Origin of the sequence: Paenibacillus montanisoli (genome assembly GCF_003268025.1) — a bacterium.
Classification (GTDB): Bacteria; Bacillota; Bacilli; order Paenibacillales; family Paenibacillaceae; genus Paenibacillus_Z; species Paenibacillus_Z montanisoli.
The window spans coordinates 78,292-94,055 of sequence record NZ_QLUW01000007.1 but is presented as its reverse complement, the minus strand read 5'-3'; the positions used below and the strand labels follow the sequence as shown (position 1 = coordinate 94,055).

At 56.2% G+C, this 15,764-nt stretch carries 16 protein-coding genes; 6 read left to right on the top strand and 10 right to left on the bottom strand.

Annotation, left to right across the window (positions count from 1 at the left end; all coding sequences use genetic code 11):
* Positions 1 to 49: 49 nt before the first annotated feature.
* On the bottom strand, positions 50 to 856 hold the full coding sequence (locus tag DL346_RS27315; protein WP_133257579.1) for an alpha/beta hydrolase: 807 nt from the start codon (positions 854 to 856) through the stop codon (positions 50 to 52).
* 74 nt (positions 857 to 930) lie between these two features.
* Positions 931 to 1,257, bottom strand: coding sequence for a hypothetical protein (locus DL346_RS27310; RefSeq protein ID WP_112885557.1), 327 nt, complete (start codon positions 1,255 to 1,257; stop codon positions 931 to 933).
* Between the two features lie 174 nt (positions 1,258 to 1,431).
* On the opposite strand from DL346_RS27310, the gene DL346_RS27305 reads away from it, so the two are divergent.
* Together DL346_RS27305 and DL346_RS27300 are read left to right on the top strand one after the other, a co-directional pair.
* The gene (locus tag DL346_RS27305) at positions 1,432 to 2,829 is read left to right on the top strand and encodes a glycosyl hydrolase (protein WP_112885556.1); all 1,398 of its coding nucleotides are present in this window, start codon (positions 1,432 to 1,434) and stop codon (positions 2,827 to 2,829) included.
* Between the two features lie 208 nt (positions 2,830 to 3,037).
* Complete coding sequence (locus tag DL346_RS27300) at positions 3,038 to 4,276, top strand: plastocyanin/azurin family copper-binding protein (protein ID WP_112885555.1); 1,239 nt, start codon at positions 3,038 to 3,040, stop codon at positions 4,274 to 4,276.
* Positions 4,277 to 4,401: 125 nt separating this feature from the next.
* On the opposite strand, the gene DL346_RS27295 is transcribed toward DL346_RS27300, so the two are convergent.
* The 4 genes from DL346_RS27295 to DL346_RS27280 all read right to left on the bottom strand — a co-directional run bounded on the left by DL346_RS27295 (position 4,402) and on the right by DL346_RS27280 (position 9,985).
* The gene (locus tag DL346_RS27295) at positions 4,402 to 5,283 is read right to left on the bottom strand and encodes a hypothetical protein (protein WP_112885554.1); all 882 of its coding nucleotides are present in this window, start codon (positions 5,281 to 5,283) and stop codon (positions 4,402 to 4,404) included.
* A 99-nt stretch (positions 5,284 to 5,382) separates the two neighbouring features.
* Entirely contained in the window at positions 5,383 to 6,342 is a 960-nt protein-coding gene (locus DL346_RS27290) for a D-2-hydroxyacid dehydrogenase (protein ID WP_112885553.1), read from the bottom strand.
* A gap of 30 nt (positions 6,343 to 6,372) precedes the next feature.
* Positions 6,373 to 8,259, bottom strand: a complete 1,887-nt coding sequence (locus DL346_RS27285) for an ABC transporter ATP-binding protein (protein WP_112885552.1) — start codon at positions 8,257 to 8,259, stop codon at positions 6,373 to 6,375.
* Positions 8,252 to 9,985 carry an ABC transporter ATP-binding protein gene (locus DL346_RS27280; RefSeq protein WP_112885551.1) on the bottom strand — a complete coding sequence of 578 codons (1,734 nt, stop codon included), beginning with the start codon at positions 9,983 to 9,985 and terminating at the stop codon, positions 8,252 to 8,254. Before DL346_RS27280 ends, DL346_RS27285 begins: the two co-directional genes overlap by 8 nt.
* Before the next feature lie 260 nt (positions 9,986 to 10,245).
* On the opposite strand from DL346_RS27280, the gene gdhA reads away from it, so the two are divergent.
* Both gdhA and DL346_RS27270 read left to right on the top strand, forming a co-directional pair.
* Entirely contained in the window at positions 10,246 to 11,628 is a 1,383-nt protein-coding gene (gene gdhA / locus DL346_RS27275) for an NADP-specific glutamate dehydrogenase (RefSeq protein ID WP_240633467.1), read from the top strand.
* A gap of 133 nt (positions 11,629 to 11,761) precedes the next feature.
* On the top strand, positions 11,762 to 11,962 hold the full coding sequence (locus DL346_RS27270) for a hypothetical protein (protein WP_112885549.1): 201 nt from the start codon (positions 11,762 to 11,764) through the stop codon (positions 11,960 to 11,962).
* Between the two features lie 12 nt (positions 11,963 to 11,974).
* On the opposite strand, the gene DL346_RS27265 is transcribed toward DL346_RS27270, so the two are convergent.
* Together DL346_RS27265 and DL346_RS27260 are read right to left on the bottom strand one after the other, a co-directional pair.
* Positions 11,975 to 12,535, bottom strand: a complete 561-nt coding sequence (locus DL346_RS27265) for a peptide ABC transporter substrate-binding protein (protein WP_206098596.1) — start codon at positions 12,533 to 12,535, stop codon at positions 11,975 to 11,977.
* A 245-nt stretch (positions 12,536 to 12,780) separates the two neighbouring features.
* Positions 12,781 to 13,167 (bottom strand): YkvA family protein, encoded by a 387-nt coding sequence (locus DL346_RS27260; RefSeq protein ID WP_112885648.1) that lies wholly within the window; start codon positions 13,165 to 13,167, stop codon positions 12,781 to 12,783.
* Positions 13,168 to 13,259: 92 nt separating this feature from the next.
* On the opposite strand from DL346_RS27260, the gene DL346_RS27255 reads away from it, so the two are divergent.
* On the top strand, positions 13,260 to 13,577 hold the full coding sequence (locus DL346_RS27255) for a hypothetical protein (protein ID WP_112885548.1): 318 nt from the start codon (positions 13,260 to 13,262) through the stop codon (positions 13,575 to 13,577).
* A 47-nt stretch (positions 13,578 to 13,624) separates the two neighbouring features.
* Positions 13,625 to 13,909 (top strand): transporter, encoded by a 285-nt coding sequence (locus DL346_RS27250; protein ID WP_240633486.1) that lies wholly within the window; start codon positions 13,625 to 13,627, stop codon positions 13,907 to 13,909.
* A 91-nt stretch (positions 13,910 to 14,000) separates the two neighbouring features.
* Here the strand turns inward: DL346_RS27250 and DL346_RS27245 are convergent, their stop codons facing one another.
* Both DL346_RS27245 and DL346_RS27240 read right to left on the bottom strand, forming a co-directional pair.
* A complete protein-coding gene (locus tag DL346_RS27245) occupies positions 14,001 to 14,798 on the bottom strand; it encodes a phytanoyl-CoA dioxygenase family protein (protein ID WP_112885546.1) in 798 nt (265 codons plus the stop codon).
* A complete protein-coding gene (locus DL346_RS27240) occupies positions 14,795 to 15,760 on the bottom strand; it encodes a phosphotransferase family protein (protein WP_240633466.1) in 966 nt (321 codons plus the stop codon). Before DL346_RS27240 ends, DL346_RS27245 begins: the two co-directional genes overlap by 4 nt.
* Positions 15,761 to 15,764: the final 4 nt, after the last annotated feature.

Genomic DNA, 15,764 nt, shown 5'->3' with positions numbered 1-15,764 from the left:
AAGAGCAGGACGCCGCACTCGGACGCCCTGCTCTTCTTGCACCTTACACTTATATAGCTTGAGCCTTGCTTTCGTTTCTTCGGTCCAGCCACCCGGCCAAGTCCGCCAGAAACCGCTCCCGGTCCCGGTCATCGAAAGGACGATGGCCGACGTTAGCGTATTCGAGCTTCTGCTTGTCCGATGACCCCAGCGCCTCATAAAACTTCCGCTGCCCTTCCGGCGGCGTCACGACATCCTCTACGCTAAGCTGCAGGAGGAATGGCAGCTTGATCGACGGCGCCAGCTTCATGACGCGCGCCGCCGCCTGCGACAAGCCTCTGCCCAGACCGGGCGTTACCGTGCTGTGCCGCAGCCCGTCGGCTTTCAGCTTGGCCAGCATGTCCGGGTCGCTAGTTAGGTTAGCGTAATCCCCGCTCTTTTGCACCGTAAAATCGGGCTTGATCAGGCCCATCATGTTAGTAAGCAGCTTGTCCATGAAGGTCAGCTTGGCGGAGATGGCGGGCGTTATGACCGCTAATCCTGAAATGCCGCTGCCGCGGGAAGCCGCATAGTCGATGCTGACCAGCCCGCCTAGACTATGTCCCACTATGAAGATCGGCAGCATGGGCTGCTCATCTTGAACCATCGTTCGGAACGTATGCAGATCGTTCGTATACTCATCCCATCTCTTGATAAAGCCTCGTATTCCTTCGCTTCTGCCGTGCCCCATTTGATCGTACGCATAGACCGCGCAGCCCCGCTCCGTGAAGCAATCCAGCAGATTGCGCAGACCTCCGCTATGATCGCCAAGCCCATGAACCGCAATGACGGCAGCTTTGGGCGGCTGCTCTGCGGGCATTTGGACCCGATAAAACAATTCCTTCCCGTTTGTTCCGCGAAACGTTCCTTCCCGCTGTCTCAGAATCGCCCTCTCCCTTCACCGTTATTGCCTTATAACCTTAGCCGTTCAAACGTCGGAAACGGCTGATGGGCTTCTTTGAGCGAAGCCAGGCTCGTCATCTCCGCAACGGCCATCATCCGTTCCCAGATCGGCCAGATGACGGGCGACTTATGGGCCTGGTCCTTCGCTTCAACCGATTTCCACTCGAAAATTTCGATAATCGTGCCGTCCTCCGCCCCCAGCTGAAGCATGGGATGGTCTGTGATCAGGCCTTCCGCGACGAGCGCAGGGCCGTGCTGCTTCACGATCTCGCGCAGCTCGCCCTCCTTGCCGGGGTGCGGACGGTACAAAGCGATTGCAATATTGGCTGTCGACACTAAGAACGTACCTCCTCCTATTGGATAGAAAACCATATGCTTGTGCTTTCATACTAAGCCAGCTCCGGTGCTCCGCGCAATGTCCCTCGTTTGATTTATGTACATTCAAATTAGCGAGGAATCGGGCTATAGTGAAAGCAAACAAATTATGCCAACAAGCGGAGGGGACTATACGTGAACATCAGCAGTTCCATGATCGTCGTTCAGGCTGAAGAAGGCCGTTTGCACGGCGTCGCATGCGTAACCGAGACGCCAGGATATACCGGTGCCGGTTATGTGAAAGGGACCAGCAAGGACGGGGATAAGCTAGAGGTAGACATGCACGTGCCGGAGGACGGCTTCTACGATCTCGGCATCCGGTTTGCGGTGGCCAACGGCAAGGGCAAGTGCACGAATGCGCTGCTGATTGACGGCAGCTGCTACGGTTACGTGATGTCACGTTCTACGTCCGGCTTTGTCATTGAGCACCAATGCGCGGTTTATTTCAAGGCCGGCACGCATACCATCACGCTGCTCAAGGCTTGGGACTATGGCGTCGATGTCGACTGCTTCATGCTAAGCCCTGCGCAAACGCCCGAGCTCAGCCGCTCGCCGCGCAAACTGATCAATCCGAATGCTTCAGAGGCCACGGTAGGGCTGTGGAATTACTTGAACAGCAATTTCGGCCGCCGTGTTATTACCGGCCAGCATACCGCTTCCGGCTTCTTGCCCGCGGAAGAATTCGACTACATTCAAAAGGTAACCGGCAAACAGCCCGCGATCCGCGGTTTCGACCTGCTGAGCTACACGCATGCGACCGAGACGGCGGAACCGACGGAGCACAAGCTGCTCGAAATCGCGGAAAACAAAGGCTCTATCGAATCCGCCATCGAGTGGACGAACGCTTATAACGGAATCGTAACACTGACCTGGCACTGGTTCGCCCCTACGGGGGGCAAGGACAAAACTTTCTATACGCAAAACACCGACTTCAACCTCCCGATCGCGCTAACGCCGGAGACGAAGGAGCATGAGCTGCTGCTTGCGGATATGGATGCCGTTGCCGAGCAGCTGAAGCGGCTGCGCGACGCGGACGTGCCTGTTCTGTGGCGGCCTCTTCATGAGGCGGACGGCGCCTGGTTCTGGTGGGGGGCGTTCGGCCCGGAGCCGTGCAAGCAGTTATGGCGGCTCATGTATGACCGCTTTACGAACTTGCACCAGTTGAACAACCTGATCTGGGTATGGAACTCCCACGTCAAGGACTGGTACCCGGGCGAAGGCGAGACCGACATCGACAGCTGCGATATCTATGCGCCTTCGGCCAACTATGGCCCGCTGCGCAAGCCGTTTGAGCAGGTAGACGCGCTCGCCGGCGGCAAGAAGCTGATCGCGCTCGGCGAGAACGGCTCGATTCCCGATCCGGATCAGATGATGGCGAGCCGCACGCCTTGGCTGTGGTACATGACATGGGGCGGAGGCTTCGTGGTCGACGGCAAATCGACAAAGGACGACCAGCTGCGGAAGGTGTACAGTCATCCGTACTGCATTACGCTTGATCTTCTGCCGGACTGGCGTCGATATGGAATGGAATAAGCCATTTGTAATAAAGGCTGGCACCTCTCACTGAGGTTGCCGGCCTTTTTGCGCTTTTCCGGAAGTATCCATCCGGACGGCGGAAAAGTGGTAGTTCAGTGGTAGTGAATGTGGAAGTATCTTTTTTTTATGATACAGAAGAACGTTGCTTGGAGCCGGCAACCGGTACGGGCGGCGGCATTTTATACTTATTGGGAGGCACGAGTGAATGAAAAAAATTCGAATCATCATTCTCGCTTTAATCCTTGCAGCAACGATGGGCATGACCGGCGCATACGCCGCCGATAACGCCGATGCCCCGCAATCATGGGATGTGTCGGTCGGACTCAAGATGAGCGATGACACGGAAATGTTTTCCATGCAGCCTGGCGTTACCTACATCCATGAAGGGGATACGGTGACGTTTACGAATAAGGATATGCTCGCTCCGCATACGGTCACTTTCTTGGCCGGCGGCCCGCCGCTGACCGATCCGAACCGCCCTGCCGACCCAAGCGGCTCGAAGTGGGACGGAACGAAGCCGCTCGATTCCGGCCAGCTGATGCCTGGCATGACGTATACGGTAACGTTCACGAAGAGCGGCGCCTATGCTTATTACTGCCAGATCCACCCGATGATGAGAGGGACCATCGTCGTCATTCCCAAAGGCCAGCTGATCCCGAGCAAGGTCGAGCAGATCGCCGCGCATAAGGAGCATCTCGATGAAACGATGCATCTGGCGCATTCCCTGCGGGAGCATGCCGGCGAAACGCAATATACCGTTGACGGCAAAGGCGCCATTACGTATAAAGTGAACGCCTCCATCGCGAACCATAAGGTCATGGTCAATGCGTTCCTGCCAGGCGAGCTCTACATTAACGCCGGAGACAGCGTCGAGTGGGTCAATTCGGCGATGGAGGTCCATCTGGCCGTTATCAACGCGCCGAAGGACATTCCGATTTTCACGGAAGAAGGCTTCAATCCGGCGCTCATCACGCCAACGAAAAATACGCAATTTGACGGCAACGGCATGGTCACCTCCGGCTTCCTCGGCAATATGGAACCGGCCGATCTGATTCATCCGTCCTACCGCGTGACCTTCACGAAGCCGGGTACTTACACCGTGACAGACGTGCTGTGGGGCTTCTCCGGCACTATCGTGGTCGCTCCGAAGGGCGCTGCCAAGCTGGTCGTGGACGGCAAAGCGGTCGTCACCGATACGGTGAAGAAGAACGGCCATGTATTCGCGCCGCTCAGAGCCGTAGCCAAGTCGCTGAATGTCAAGTTTGCCGTGGACAGCAAGAAGGTCGTCTCATTGGGCGGCAAAAAACTGGCCTCAACCGGCGAAGCCGCGCCGTTTATCAAGAACGGCACCACCTATGTGGCGCTTGACGCCGCCGCTCAGCTGTTAGGCAAGTCATACGGCTGGGATACGAAGGCGCTGACATTTACCATCACAACCAAATAACCTGGCTGCAGCCATAAAGAAGGCCAGACTCTTCGTTGGAAGAGCCTGGCCTTTTTAACGTTTAGGGCGCCCTGCATGCCCCGCTTGCTAACGAATCCAATAGCGCTTATTCGATTTGAAATGTTTTATTTCGCCATAACGTTCTGGATTCTGTCTTGAACGGCCTTCCGAACCGTCTCGAATTCGGCCAGATCCTTACCTTCCAGCTTCTCGGCTTTCAAGACTTTGACCTCCAAGGCGGTGTCGCGGTCCGGGTATTGCATCATTAACGTACGCATGCCGTGAACGACCGTAACTTCGACTTCATTGCCGAGTTCGACGGTGGACGGGGCGTTGCTGAACCAAGTAGCCGCGTACATGCCGTCTTCGCGCGCATGAGGATCGGCTACGAGTATTTGGCCATCCTTCTTCTCGATCACGTATCCGGCAAGGCCGATGCCGGTGGACAGCTGCTCAAACGCTAATAGCTCCGACCCAAACATCCGGATAAGCTCCGCCCGGTCGGTCTCGCTTAAATAAGCTTCGACCTTTACTTTTCCTTGGATGACGTCGACGCCGACACCCCAGCCGCCGATGACCTTCTTGTCTTGCATCGCTTTAGCGACGCGGTCGGAAAGGGCCTTCAGCTCGAGCTGGCTATGCTGCGGCTTCTTGAATTCGACATGCTCGCCCAGCCGGGCTTTCAGCGCTTGTACAAGCTCTTTGACGGCCGGCGCTTCTTCATCATCAAGCAAGTAGACGAATTTCTTGCGATCGTTATCGATATAATACGTGCCGTATCGCTCGAACGGATTGTCCGAAGGATTTGCCGGCTTAAACCGCTTGTTCATTTCCTCTTCCACAATCGGGATGTAGGTGCGCTGAAATTCCAACGTTTCATCGTATGTCGCCTGCTCTGCGCCTGCTTGCTTCTCACCTGCAGAGGCAGATTTCATCGCTTCTTTTTGGCCGCAACCGGACAACAGCCATATACCGGCCAGCAGTACGAACGCGATCTTTCGTTTCATGACACTCTAACCGCCCTTTCAAACTTCGCGACTTTAACGTCTAGACGTCCATAATTGGCGAATAGTTACAAGGACGGGTGTTCAGTATTTAACAAATCACTAGTACTTCTTCTTGTAATCCACCACATTACGTATACCCGCTGTATCATCGGACAAGTAAGCCGCCAGGTTCGAGACGAACAGCCGTACAAGCCGCTCCGCGTTGCGAACGGTCAAACCGCCGGCATTGTGAGGCGTAATAATGACGTTCGGCATCGCCCAAAGCGGATGACCTGCAGGCAGCGGCTCCTGCTCGAACACATCGAGGCCAGCGCCGGCGATAACGCCTTGTTCGAGCGCTTCGACAAGATCCTCCGTACGCACTGTCGCACCGCGGCCCACATTGATGAAATAGGCACTGCGCTTCATTACGGCGAACCGTTCGGCGTGGAACAGATGATGAGTCTCCTGCGTAAGCGGCAAAATGTTGACGACGTAATCCGCTTCCCTCAGCGCATCGTCGAGCCGGGATGGATCATACACCGCATCCGCTTCCGGCATCGCGCCTCCGGACCGGCGAACGGCGACGACGCGCATATCGAAGGCGCGCGCAATCCGGGCCACCTCCCGGCCGATCTCGCCCGCGCCGACAATGGCGACGGTACCGCCGTTCATCTCGGCCAGCGTGTTCGGGCTTTCCCACACGCCTGTCTGCTGGTTGCGTACGCCTGCCGCGATGCCGCGCGCGAGTCCGAGCATCATCGCTGCCGCCGTCTCGGACACCGAGCGGGCATGCACGCCGCTTGCATCGGTCAGCATCAGGCCGCGCGCCTCCAGCAGCTCTAGCGGCAGACTGTCGATACCCGATGACGCGCTTTGCACCCAGCGAAGCTTCGTGCCTTCCTGCAGCGCTACGTTCTTTACATTCGCATCCCAGCCGAAAATAATCTCCGCTTCCCGGTACTCCGGCTCCTCAAGCTCGGCCTTCCGGCCAAACACAACCGACAGGCCCGGCGCCGCATGGCGCACTGCCTCTCGCTGCTCCTCCGTACAATCGACAAGACATAGCAAAGTTCTCATAAAAGTTTGCCTCCTTTGTTTAGGGCCTATCTATCCTTCGCCCAGCACTGCTCCGAACTGATTCCTGAACATGTGGTCATACACGCCCCGCTTCTCCAGCAGCTCTTCGTGCGAGCCCTTCTCTACAATCGTCCCGCGGTCGATGACCATGATCGTATCGGCGTCCCGGATGGTGTTCAGGCGATGGGCGATCACGAAGCTGGTCCTGCCCTGCAGAACGCCGCGGAGCGCATCCTGGATATGCAGCTCCGTCCGGGTGTCGATGCTGCTCGTCGCCTCATCTAGAATCAGAATGGCTGGATCTGCCAGAATGACCCGCGCGATGGCGAGCAGCTGCCGCTGCCCTTGGCTTAAGTTGCTGCCGTTCTCGGCCAGTACGGTATCGTACCGCTGCGGAAGCCTCCGGATAAAAGGCGCAGCGTTCGCCAGCTTCGCCGCGCGCTCCATCTCCGCATCCGTCGCGTTCGGGTTGCCGTACTTGATATTGTCGCGGATCGTTCCGGCAAATAAATACGTATCCTGCAGCACGATGCCGAACGCTTGCCGCAGGCTGTCCATCGTATAGTCGCGGATATCGCGCCCATCGATCCGAATAGAACCGCCGGTTACGTCATAGAACCGGGTGAGCAGGTTTACGATCGTCGTTTTGCCGGCTCCGGTCGGACCGATCAGCGCCGTGCTCGTGCCTTCGGAAGAGTCAAAGCCGATACCCTTCAGAATCGGCACGTCGGCGCGGTAGCCGAAGGATACGTTATCGAAGACCACATGCCCCCGCGGGTTAACGAGCGGCTTCGCGCCCGGCCGATCAGCCGGCTCTTCTTCTTCGTCGAGCACCTCGAATACCCGCTCGGCCCCCGCCACGCCGGACTGCAGCACATTAAATAAATTCGCCAGCTCGATGAGCGGCCGGACGAATTGCCGCGAATAGCTGAGGAAGCTGGCAATGACGCCGACGGTAATATGCCCGTTCACGGCGAGCAGCCCGCCGACAATCGCGACGGCCGCGAAGCCGATATTGTTGATGACGTTCATAATCGGCATGAGGAAACCGGAACGGATTTGCGCCTTGATGCCGATCAGCCGAAGCTCATCATTGACGGCTTCGAATTCGGCGATGGTCTTGTCCTCGCGGTTAAACGCCTTGACGACCTGAATGCCCGATATCGTCTCTTCCATATGTCCGTTCAGCTTGCCGAGCTTGCTCTGCTGCTCCTTGAACAGCGGACCGGTAGCGCGGGCGATCGTCCGCGCAAGCAGAAAGACGGCCGGAACCGTAATCAAGCTTGCCAGCGTAAGCACCGGGCTCAGAATCAGCATCATGACGAGCGCGCCAAGAATGGCCACCGAACCGGTCATGACTTGAATGGCCGATTGCGCGATCGTATTGCTCACGTTGTCGATGTCATTGGACATCCGGCTCATGAGCTCCCCGTGCGTCCGCGTATCGAAGAAACGGATCGGCAGCTTGTGCAGCTTCTCGAACAGCGCCGTGCGAAGCCGGCCGACGATGCGCTGCGATACGCCGGCCATTAGCCAGCCTTGCAGAAACGCCATGCCGCCGTCGGCAATATAAGAGGAGATAAGTGCGATCAGCGCGATTTGAAGCATCCCGAAATCGACGGGACTGCCGTCCTTCTCCACGGACATCGCATCGACCGCGACGCCGATCAGATACGGCCCTGCTAGCGTTATCATTGAATTTACGAGCACAATGAGGAAAATAACCGCAAGCGGCTTGCGCTCCTTGCCGAAATACGACCACATCCGCCTTAAAGTCGCCGTTAGATTCTTCGGCTTAACGACCGCTCCGCGGCCCATCATGCCGCCTCTGCCCTGGACTTGGATAGCCGGCATCGGCGTTTGTGAACCCGCAGCTCCTTTACCCCCGTTCTCAGGACGATCCTTCCGCTCAGACATTCGCTCGCGCCTCCTTGCCGGTTTGCGACCGGTAAATTTCCTGGTAGGCTTGGCAGCCCCGCATCAGCTCGTCATGACGGCCGGTGCCGACGATCTCGCCGTTGTCGAGCACGATAATCCGGTCCGCATCCATAACGGAAGAAATGCGCTGCGCGATGAGGATGCAGGTAAGCCCCTGCGCGTACTGCCGGAGCGCTTCCTTAATGCGCGATTCCGTCGAGGTATCCACGGCGCTCGTGCAGTCGTCCAGGATCAAAATCGACGGCTTGCGGATAAGCGCCCTCGCAATGGAGAGCCGCTGCTTCTGGCCCCCGGAGAGGTTCACCCCGCCCTGCCCCAGTCTCGTGTCGTAGCCTTCGGGACAAGCCATAATAAAGTCATGCGCTTCCGCCATCCGCGCCGCGCGCTCCAGCTCTTCGTCCGTGGCGCCCTCTTTGCCGAACAGCAGATTTTCCCGAATGGTGCCGGAAAACAAGACCGTCTTCTGCGGTACGATGGCAATCTTCTCCCGCAGACGCTGCGGCTCGACATCCCGGATATCCACCCCGTCCACCTCAATCGTCCCCGCGGTCGCGTCATAGAAGCGCGGAATGAGGTTCACGAGCGTGCTCTTCCCAGATCCCGTGGAACCGACAATGCCAAGCGTCTCTCCCGGCCGGCAGCCTAGCGTAATATGGCGCAGAACGGGCTCCGTCTTGGCGTAGGAGAACGAAACGTTCTTGAACGCAACGCTTCCGGCCGATTCGGCTGGCTGCATCCGCTCTCCTTCCTTCCAAGCCATTGTATCCTTCTCGGCGAACACCTCGCCGATCCGCTCTGCCGATGCCTTTGCCCGGACAAACATGGTAAATACGTTCGAAATCATCAGGAGCGAGAATAGAATCTGCGTCATGTAGTTGATAAATGCGATGATATGACCGACCTGCATCTGCCCGCCATCGACCCGGACGCCGCCGATCCAGATGACGGCGGCAATGCCGAAGTTCACGGTCAGCATAATGCCGGGGCTGAAGATAGCCAGCATGCGCATGACGCGGATCGAAGCTTGGCGGTACTCATCGTTGACGCCGCCGAACTTATCCGTCTCATAATCGAACCGGTTAAACGCCTTCACGACGCGGACCCCGGAAAGATATTCCCGCGACACGCCGTTCACCCGGTCCAGCACCTGCTGCACCTTCGTAAAGAGCGGAAATCCTATCCGCATATTGAATACGATCAGGATCGCGACAAGCGGGACGACGACGGCCAGCACAAGCGACAGCGGCGGATTCAGGCGGACCGCCATAATCAGGCTGCCGATGCAAATAAGCGGAGCTTTGACAAAAATGCGCATCAAGCCGTTCGTAAAGTTTTGAATTTGAGTCACGTCGTTGGTTAAGCGGGTCACTAGAGAGGCCCGGTCGAATTTGTCGATGCTGTCAAAGGAAAGCGTCTGGATGTGGCGAAACAGGTCCGAGCGCAGGCGGGTGCCGAAATTGAGGGATACATGGCTGGAAATGATGTTGCGCAGCGTCGCTCCGAGCGCGCCGATGGCGGTAATGAGCAGCATATAGCCGCCGTAGCGAAAGACGACATCCATCTGCCGATTCGCCACTCCGTCATCGATAATGCGAGACATGAGCGTTGGCTGCATCAGATCGCACAGCGTTTCCAGCATCAGGAACAGAATGGCCACGCCGAACGGCTTGCCGAACCGGCGGACATAAGGCTTCAGAAAGCTCAAGGTCCAGGACTTCCTTTCCGTCTCTACTTTATCCTATTTTACCTACGAATGAGTTAAAAAAGGAAGCCTTTTAAAAGACTTGGTTTTTCTTAAAGGGAATTATTAGCAATAAATCGGATAAATGTATTCTATCAGCCTCAAAAAAATTATTAATTGGTATTCTCACGCCTCATTCAATTACAATGTGTAAAAATACAAAGAAATGTTCGAAAAATGCAAATTCCAGTGTAAGCCAAAATCGAAAAGGAGCGTTGTTGACTTTGATATCCGTAACCGTTAAAGAGAACCCGCAATTGGCAGCAGCAAGCGAGTACGTGGAGACCGTGTATGAAGCCATCGTTAAGCGGGATCACCATGAGCCCGAGTTCCACCAAGCCGTAAAAGAAATTCTCGATTCCCTTATTCCGGTTTTCGCGAAGCATCCGCATTATAAGCAAAACAGCATTCTCGAGAGAATGGTGGAACCGGAGCGCGTCGTCTCCTTCCGCGTCCCTTGGCTCGACGATCAGGGCAACATTCAAGTGAACCGCGGCTACCGCGTTCAATTCAACAGCACGCTCGGCCCGTATAAAGGCGGTCTGCGTTTTCATCCATCCGTTAACGCAAGCATCATTAAATTCTTGGGCTTTGAGCAAATTTTCAAGAACAGCCTGACCGGCCTTCCGATCGGCGGCGGCAAAGGCGGATCGGACTTCGATCCGAAAGGGAAATCCGACAATGAAATCATGCGCTTCACGCAAAGCTTCATGACGGAATTGTACAAATACATCGGCCAGGACGAAGACGTTCCCGCAGGCGACATCGGCGTAGGCGCACGGGAAATCGGCTATATGTTCGGCCAATATAAGCGGATTCGCGGCGCCCATGAGGCCGGCGTACTGACCGGCAAAGGCATCGGTTACGGCGGAAGCCTCGCCCGCAAGGAAGCAACCGGATACGGCTGCGTCTACTTCGTCGGCGAGATGCTCGAAAGCAAAGGGCTCAGCTTCGAGGGCAGCACGGTCGTCGTTTCCGGCTCGGGCAACGTGTCGATCTATGCCATTGAGAAAGCGCAGCAGCTAGGCGCGACCGTCGTTGCATGCAGCGACTCGAACGGCTACATCTACGATCCGGACGGCATCAATCTCGAAACCGTCAAGCAGCTGAAGGAAGTACAGCGCAAACGGATCAGCGATTACGTGAAGGCACATCCACACGCGGTATATACGCCGGGCTGCGAAGGCATTTGGTCGATTCCTTGCGACATCGCCCTGCCTTGCGCCACGCAGAATGAAATCAACGGAGATGCGGCAAGGCTGCTTGTGGCAAACGGCGTGAAAGCGATCGGCGAAGGCGCCAACATGCCTTCCGACCTGGAAGCGATCGACGTATTCCTGAACAACGGCGTGCTGTTCGGACCGGCGAAAGCCGCAAATGCCGGCGGGGTAGCCGTATCTGCGCTGGAAATGGCACAGAACAGCATGAGACTGTCCTGGACGTTCGAAGAGGTCGACGCGAAGCTGCACGGCATCATGAAGCATATCTACAACAACAGCGTCAATGCTGCTGCAGAGTACGGTTATGAAGGCAATTTGGTGGTAGGCGCCAACATTGCCGGCTTTATTCGCGTAGCCGACTCCATGATCGCGCAAGGCTTAGTATAAGGTTAAACAAACGAAGGCGGTCCTTCCCTCATCGGGGAAAGGACCGCCTTTTTTACAATTATTTTGGACATTGGACAAGAATCGCATAAATACAATGGGATGTGGTTAACGTGATGTGACGGGAGAGGATCGGATGGGCAGCAAGCAAGATTTTGTCATGGTCGTAGTACCGTTTTCCGAGATTAAGAAGTTTTTCCTGATCGATATTGTCGGAGGCACGCTGCTGTATTACACCATCAAGCTTCCGCTCCATTCGGTCGCCGCAGCGATGCTCGGCAGCATGGTAGGCCCGCTTCTAATCCGGCGCACCTTGCGGACCCCGCGTAAACGGTAACCGCGGAACCGATTAACTAATCCACGTCATACCCGCTTCTTTTACCTTCCACTTGCCGTCTTTGAGTTCGACAATGACCTTCATTCCGATGGCCCCGTCGCCCGATCTGAACTTGGAGCCCTCCACGATGGCCTGCTTCTCCGTTATTCGCGCTTGATCGACTTTGAGCAGCACACCGTCGAGAACCAAAGACGTTTTGTTCTCCAGGCCTTGAGCCTTCAGCTCCTCATAGGTCGCTTCCATGACACCGACGTTGTATTTCTTAAAATAATCGAGGATTTGCTGCTTGTCGGCATCGTCGATGTCCTTCAGGTTGCTCATATCAATCGCGATATACGCCATGCCGCTGTTCAGGCCCTCGTCTACCGGCATGTACGCATCCAGTGCCAAACTGTATACCTCGCCCAAATCGATTTCCGGCTGAACGCCCGTTGCTTCAGCTTCCTCCGTTGTCTGCTGCGCTTCCGTCCCTGCCGCTGCGCCGCCTGCCGGCGTTACCTGAGCGGGCTTCTCTCCGCAGCCGGTCAGCACGAGTGCGCTTAGCAAGGCGACCCCTATTATTTTTTTGAACACCTTATCACCCCCCTTTGCATACTTGCGTTGTGATATCCATGACGGCTTAAGGCCTCAATATGTTGCCAAGAAAAAGCGGTAGTTTTATGGCAAAGAGCAATGGGCGGGACGGGCTGTACCGGGGCCGGCTGCTGGATCAGCATGCCGTTTCATAAGAGGATCGTCAGGCTCTCCGTGACAGCGGAGGGCTTTTTTAGCTGGTCAATATAAAACCGCCTCTACGCGGACGGTTCATTCGTACTCCCTTACTTCAACAAATACCGGTATACAGCTAGAGAAATCCAAAGTATGGCCCCGATCCACACCAAAATAATAAATCCGCCCGCAATCCAATTTTTCGGTTTCCCGCTCTTCGCTCGTTCCTCGGCCAGTAACGTACACGCCTGAATTACTGTTGCCGGTATCATTTTCAATGCTAATGCAACGCCAAGCGGAACGAGTATCAAATCGTCCAGGTAGCCTAGGATTGGGATAAAATCCGGAATCAAATCAATTGGGCTCAGGGCATAAGCAACCACGCCTATGGCGAATAGTTTCGCATACCAAGGCGTGCGATTATCTTTATAGGCAAAGTAAAGGACAAGGACCTTTCTTTTTAGCTGTTTTGCCCACGTCCTTATGTTTTCCATCATCTTCATACCAGCTCTCTTCCTTATGTAGTACCGTAACACCAAACTGGGCTTCTGCATAGGATAATCCATGTTTATAACGGAGGTATTCGACCATGAGCTCACAGAAACCGGCAACGCATGAGAATAAGCCGATTTACCAGTGCGATTCCAAGGTTCATCATACGATGAAATCCGTCAAGGACCACCTGCATCACTTGTGCGCAACTCACGCCAACCGGCTCGTGAAGGTGGAAACGTGCGACGGCGACGTCTTCGAAGGCCATATCGTTTATTGCGATCGGGGCATGCTTTACATTTGCCTGTCCAATGAGGGCTGCAACCGCGCTTTCTTCCCAAACTACCCGTCCTATTACAATAATTTCGTGCTGCCTTTAGTGCTGTTTAATCTGCTCGCCATCTCGTTGCTCTAAGCGCAGGTGAACCAACTCAACATAAAGGAGTGATCAGCTTGGCATTCATGCCTCCATTCGGGCCGCAAGGGACGCAGCAGCAGCCCCCTTCCGCGCCGCCGCCGTCGGCCATTCCGCCGAAGCCTATGACTTCGACGCTTGCCATCGATCCGGGAGCGATCTCCCGCTGCTTGTTCCGCTATACGTACATTTGGCCGCGGTCCGGCCCCGGCTTCTGGTTCTATCCCGTCTTCGTCGGCCGGACGTCGATTTCAGGCTTCCGCTGGAACGGCTTCTTCTGGATGTTCTCCGGCTTTGATCTGTCGCGCATCGACGCCTTTACTTGCGTATAACCATAGGGGAGAAAAAAATCGGCAGGTCCCGCTTCTCACGGCGGGCCTGCCGTTTTCTATTCCGTGTACAGTTTGGCCATATAGGCATAAGTCAGCTGCCGTTCTCGACGTCAAGCAAATAGCGGGCGGCCGGGGAAATGCGATCATAGGTGGATGGGCGGATAAAGTCGCGCATGTTCATTTGCTGCGGAAATTCCCTTGCGGTGAAGTAGGGGTGAATAGCTCGGCGCGTTTTGCCGGTCCGGTTCGTTGTGCCGCCGTGCCAGAGATGGCTGTTGATCACGATTACCGACCCTGCCGGTCCCGTAACGATCAGCTCGTCGGGATGCGGCGCTCCCGGATCATCCATATAATCGCTTGGAAAGCCTTGCATCAGATGCGTGCCCGGCACGACGCGAGTCGCGCCGTTGTCCGCCGTGAAGGCATCCAGCATCCAAATGGAATTTGCGACGTGAAACGGGTCGCCCTGCGAGCGCGGAGCGGAATAGTCCCAATCCGCATGCAGCGCTTGATGGCCCGAACCCGGCTCCGCATCGCGCCCGTTCATCGATGATACTTTGAACGGCCGCTTCAGAATTTGCTTGACCGCGGCCAGCACTTTGGGGTGCGTATACGTGCCGTCGAAGACCTCGCCCTTATTCGCCAGATCGGACAGCCGGCGCGTGCCCGCCTCTTGGTGGACCTCCAAGCCCGCTTTGTCCCCCTCCTGCTCCATGAGCTGCTCGTACCGTTCGCGCATCCGCTCGGCCCAAGCTTCATCGATGAGCCCTTCGAACAAAACGAAGCCCTTCTCATCCAGCGAGCGCCACTCCTCCTCCGTTAACAGATCATCGGTGACTCCGAGCTCCTTGAGCGCCTGTTCGAATGCTTCATTCTCTTGAGCCTTCATTCGCCATCCTCCTCCATCGGTATCGGAATTGGTCCATCCACTTTCGTTAAGAGACTTAGCAGATAGCTGTCCAGTCGTTCGATGATCAGCTCTGTTGTCAACCCGGCCATGCCTAATGCCGTCCATCCCGGATAAACTTCGGGCGTCCAATAGGCGCAATCGATTAAGGAGACCAGGTCCCAGTAAGGATCGTACTCAAATGACGCTCCCGCATAGCTTCTATACCGGGACAAAAACTCGTCGGCAGTCTCCACGCCATATAGCTGCGCCAGGTTCACCCGGCAGTGGCCGACATCGACGCCGGCCGGTCCGATACAGCCGTTCGGCCAATCGACGATGCCGCTCACTTCGCCGCCCGACCACAACATATTCGTCGGGTGATAGTCCCGGTGGATGAACCGCTTCGTGAAAGGCGGGCGCCCCTTCAATACGATGCGGGCCGCCTCCCGCCATTGCTCCGGGACCGCCGACCAGGATGACGTATCCAAGGTCGATACGTCGCAGTAGGTGTAATAGGTCCATGGAAAATCATCCGCATCTACGGCATGAATCCGCGCCAGCGCACGCGCCATGCCGTCCAACCATCGCGCTTGGTCGGACGGCTCCAGCACAACCTCGCCCTCCAGCCGCGTCATGAGGATCGCCATCATGCCGCACTGGCTTCCCGTTTCGTCATACGCGATAACGCGAGGCGTCGGTACGCCTGCGGCCATTTGCGCCCTGCGCAAGCTTGCCGCTTCATGCAAGGGCAAATCAGGCTCGTTCTGTACCCACTCGGCGTTGTCGAACTGCCGCAGCACGAGGCTTGTTTCTTCTCCGCCGGCAAGCAGCGTAATTTCGTGGACAAGCGAAGACACTCCTCCATATAGCCTGCGGGCACGGAGCACGACCGCTTCGGGATGTACGTGATCGATCACCCATTTGAGCATGCGATCCGATAACCCGTTGGTTGTTGATGTCACGGCG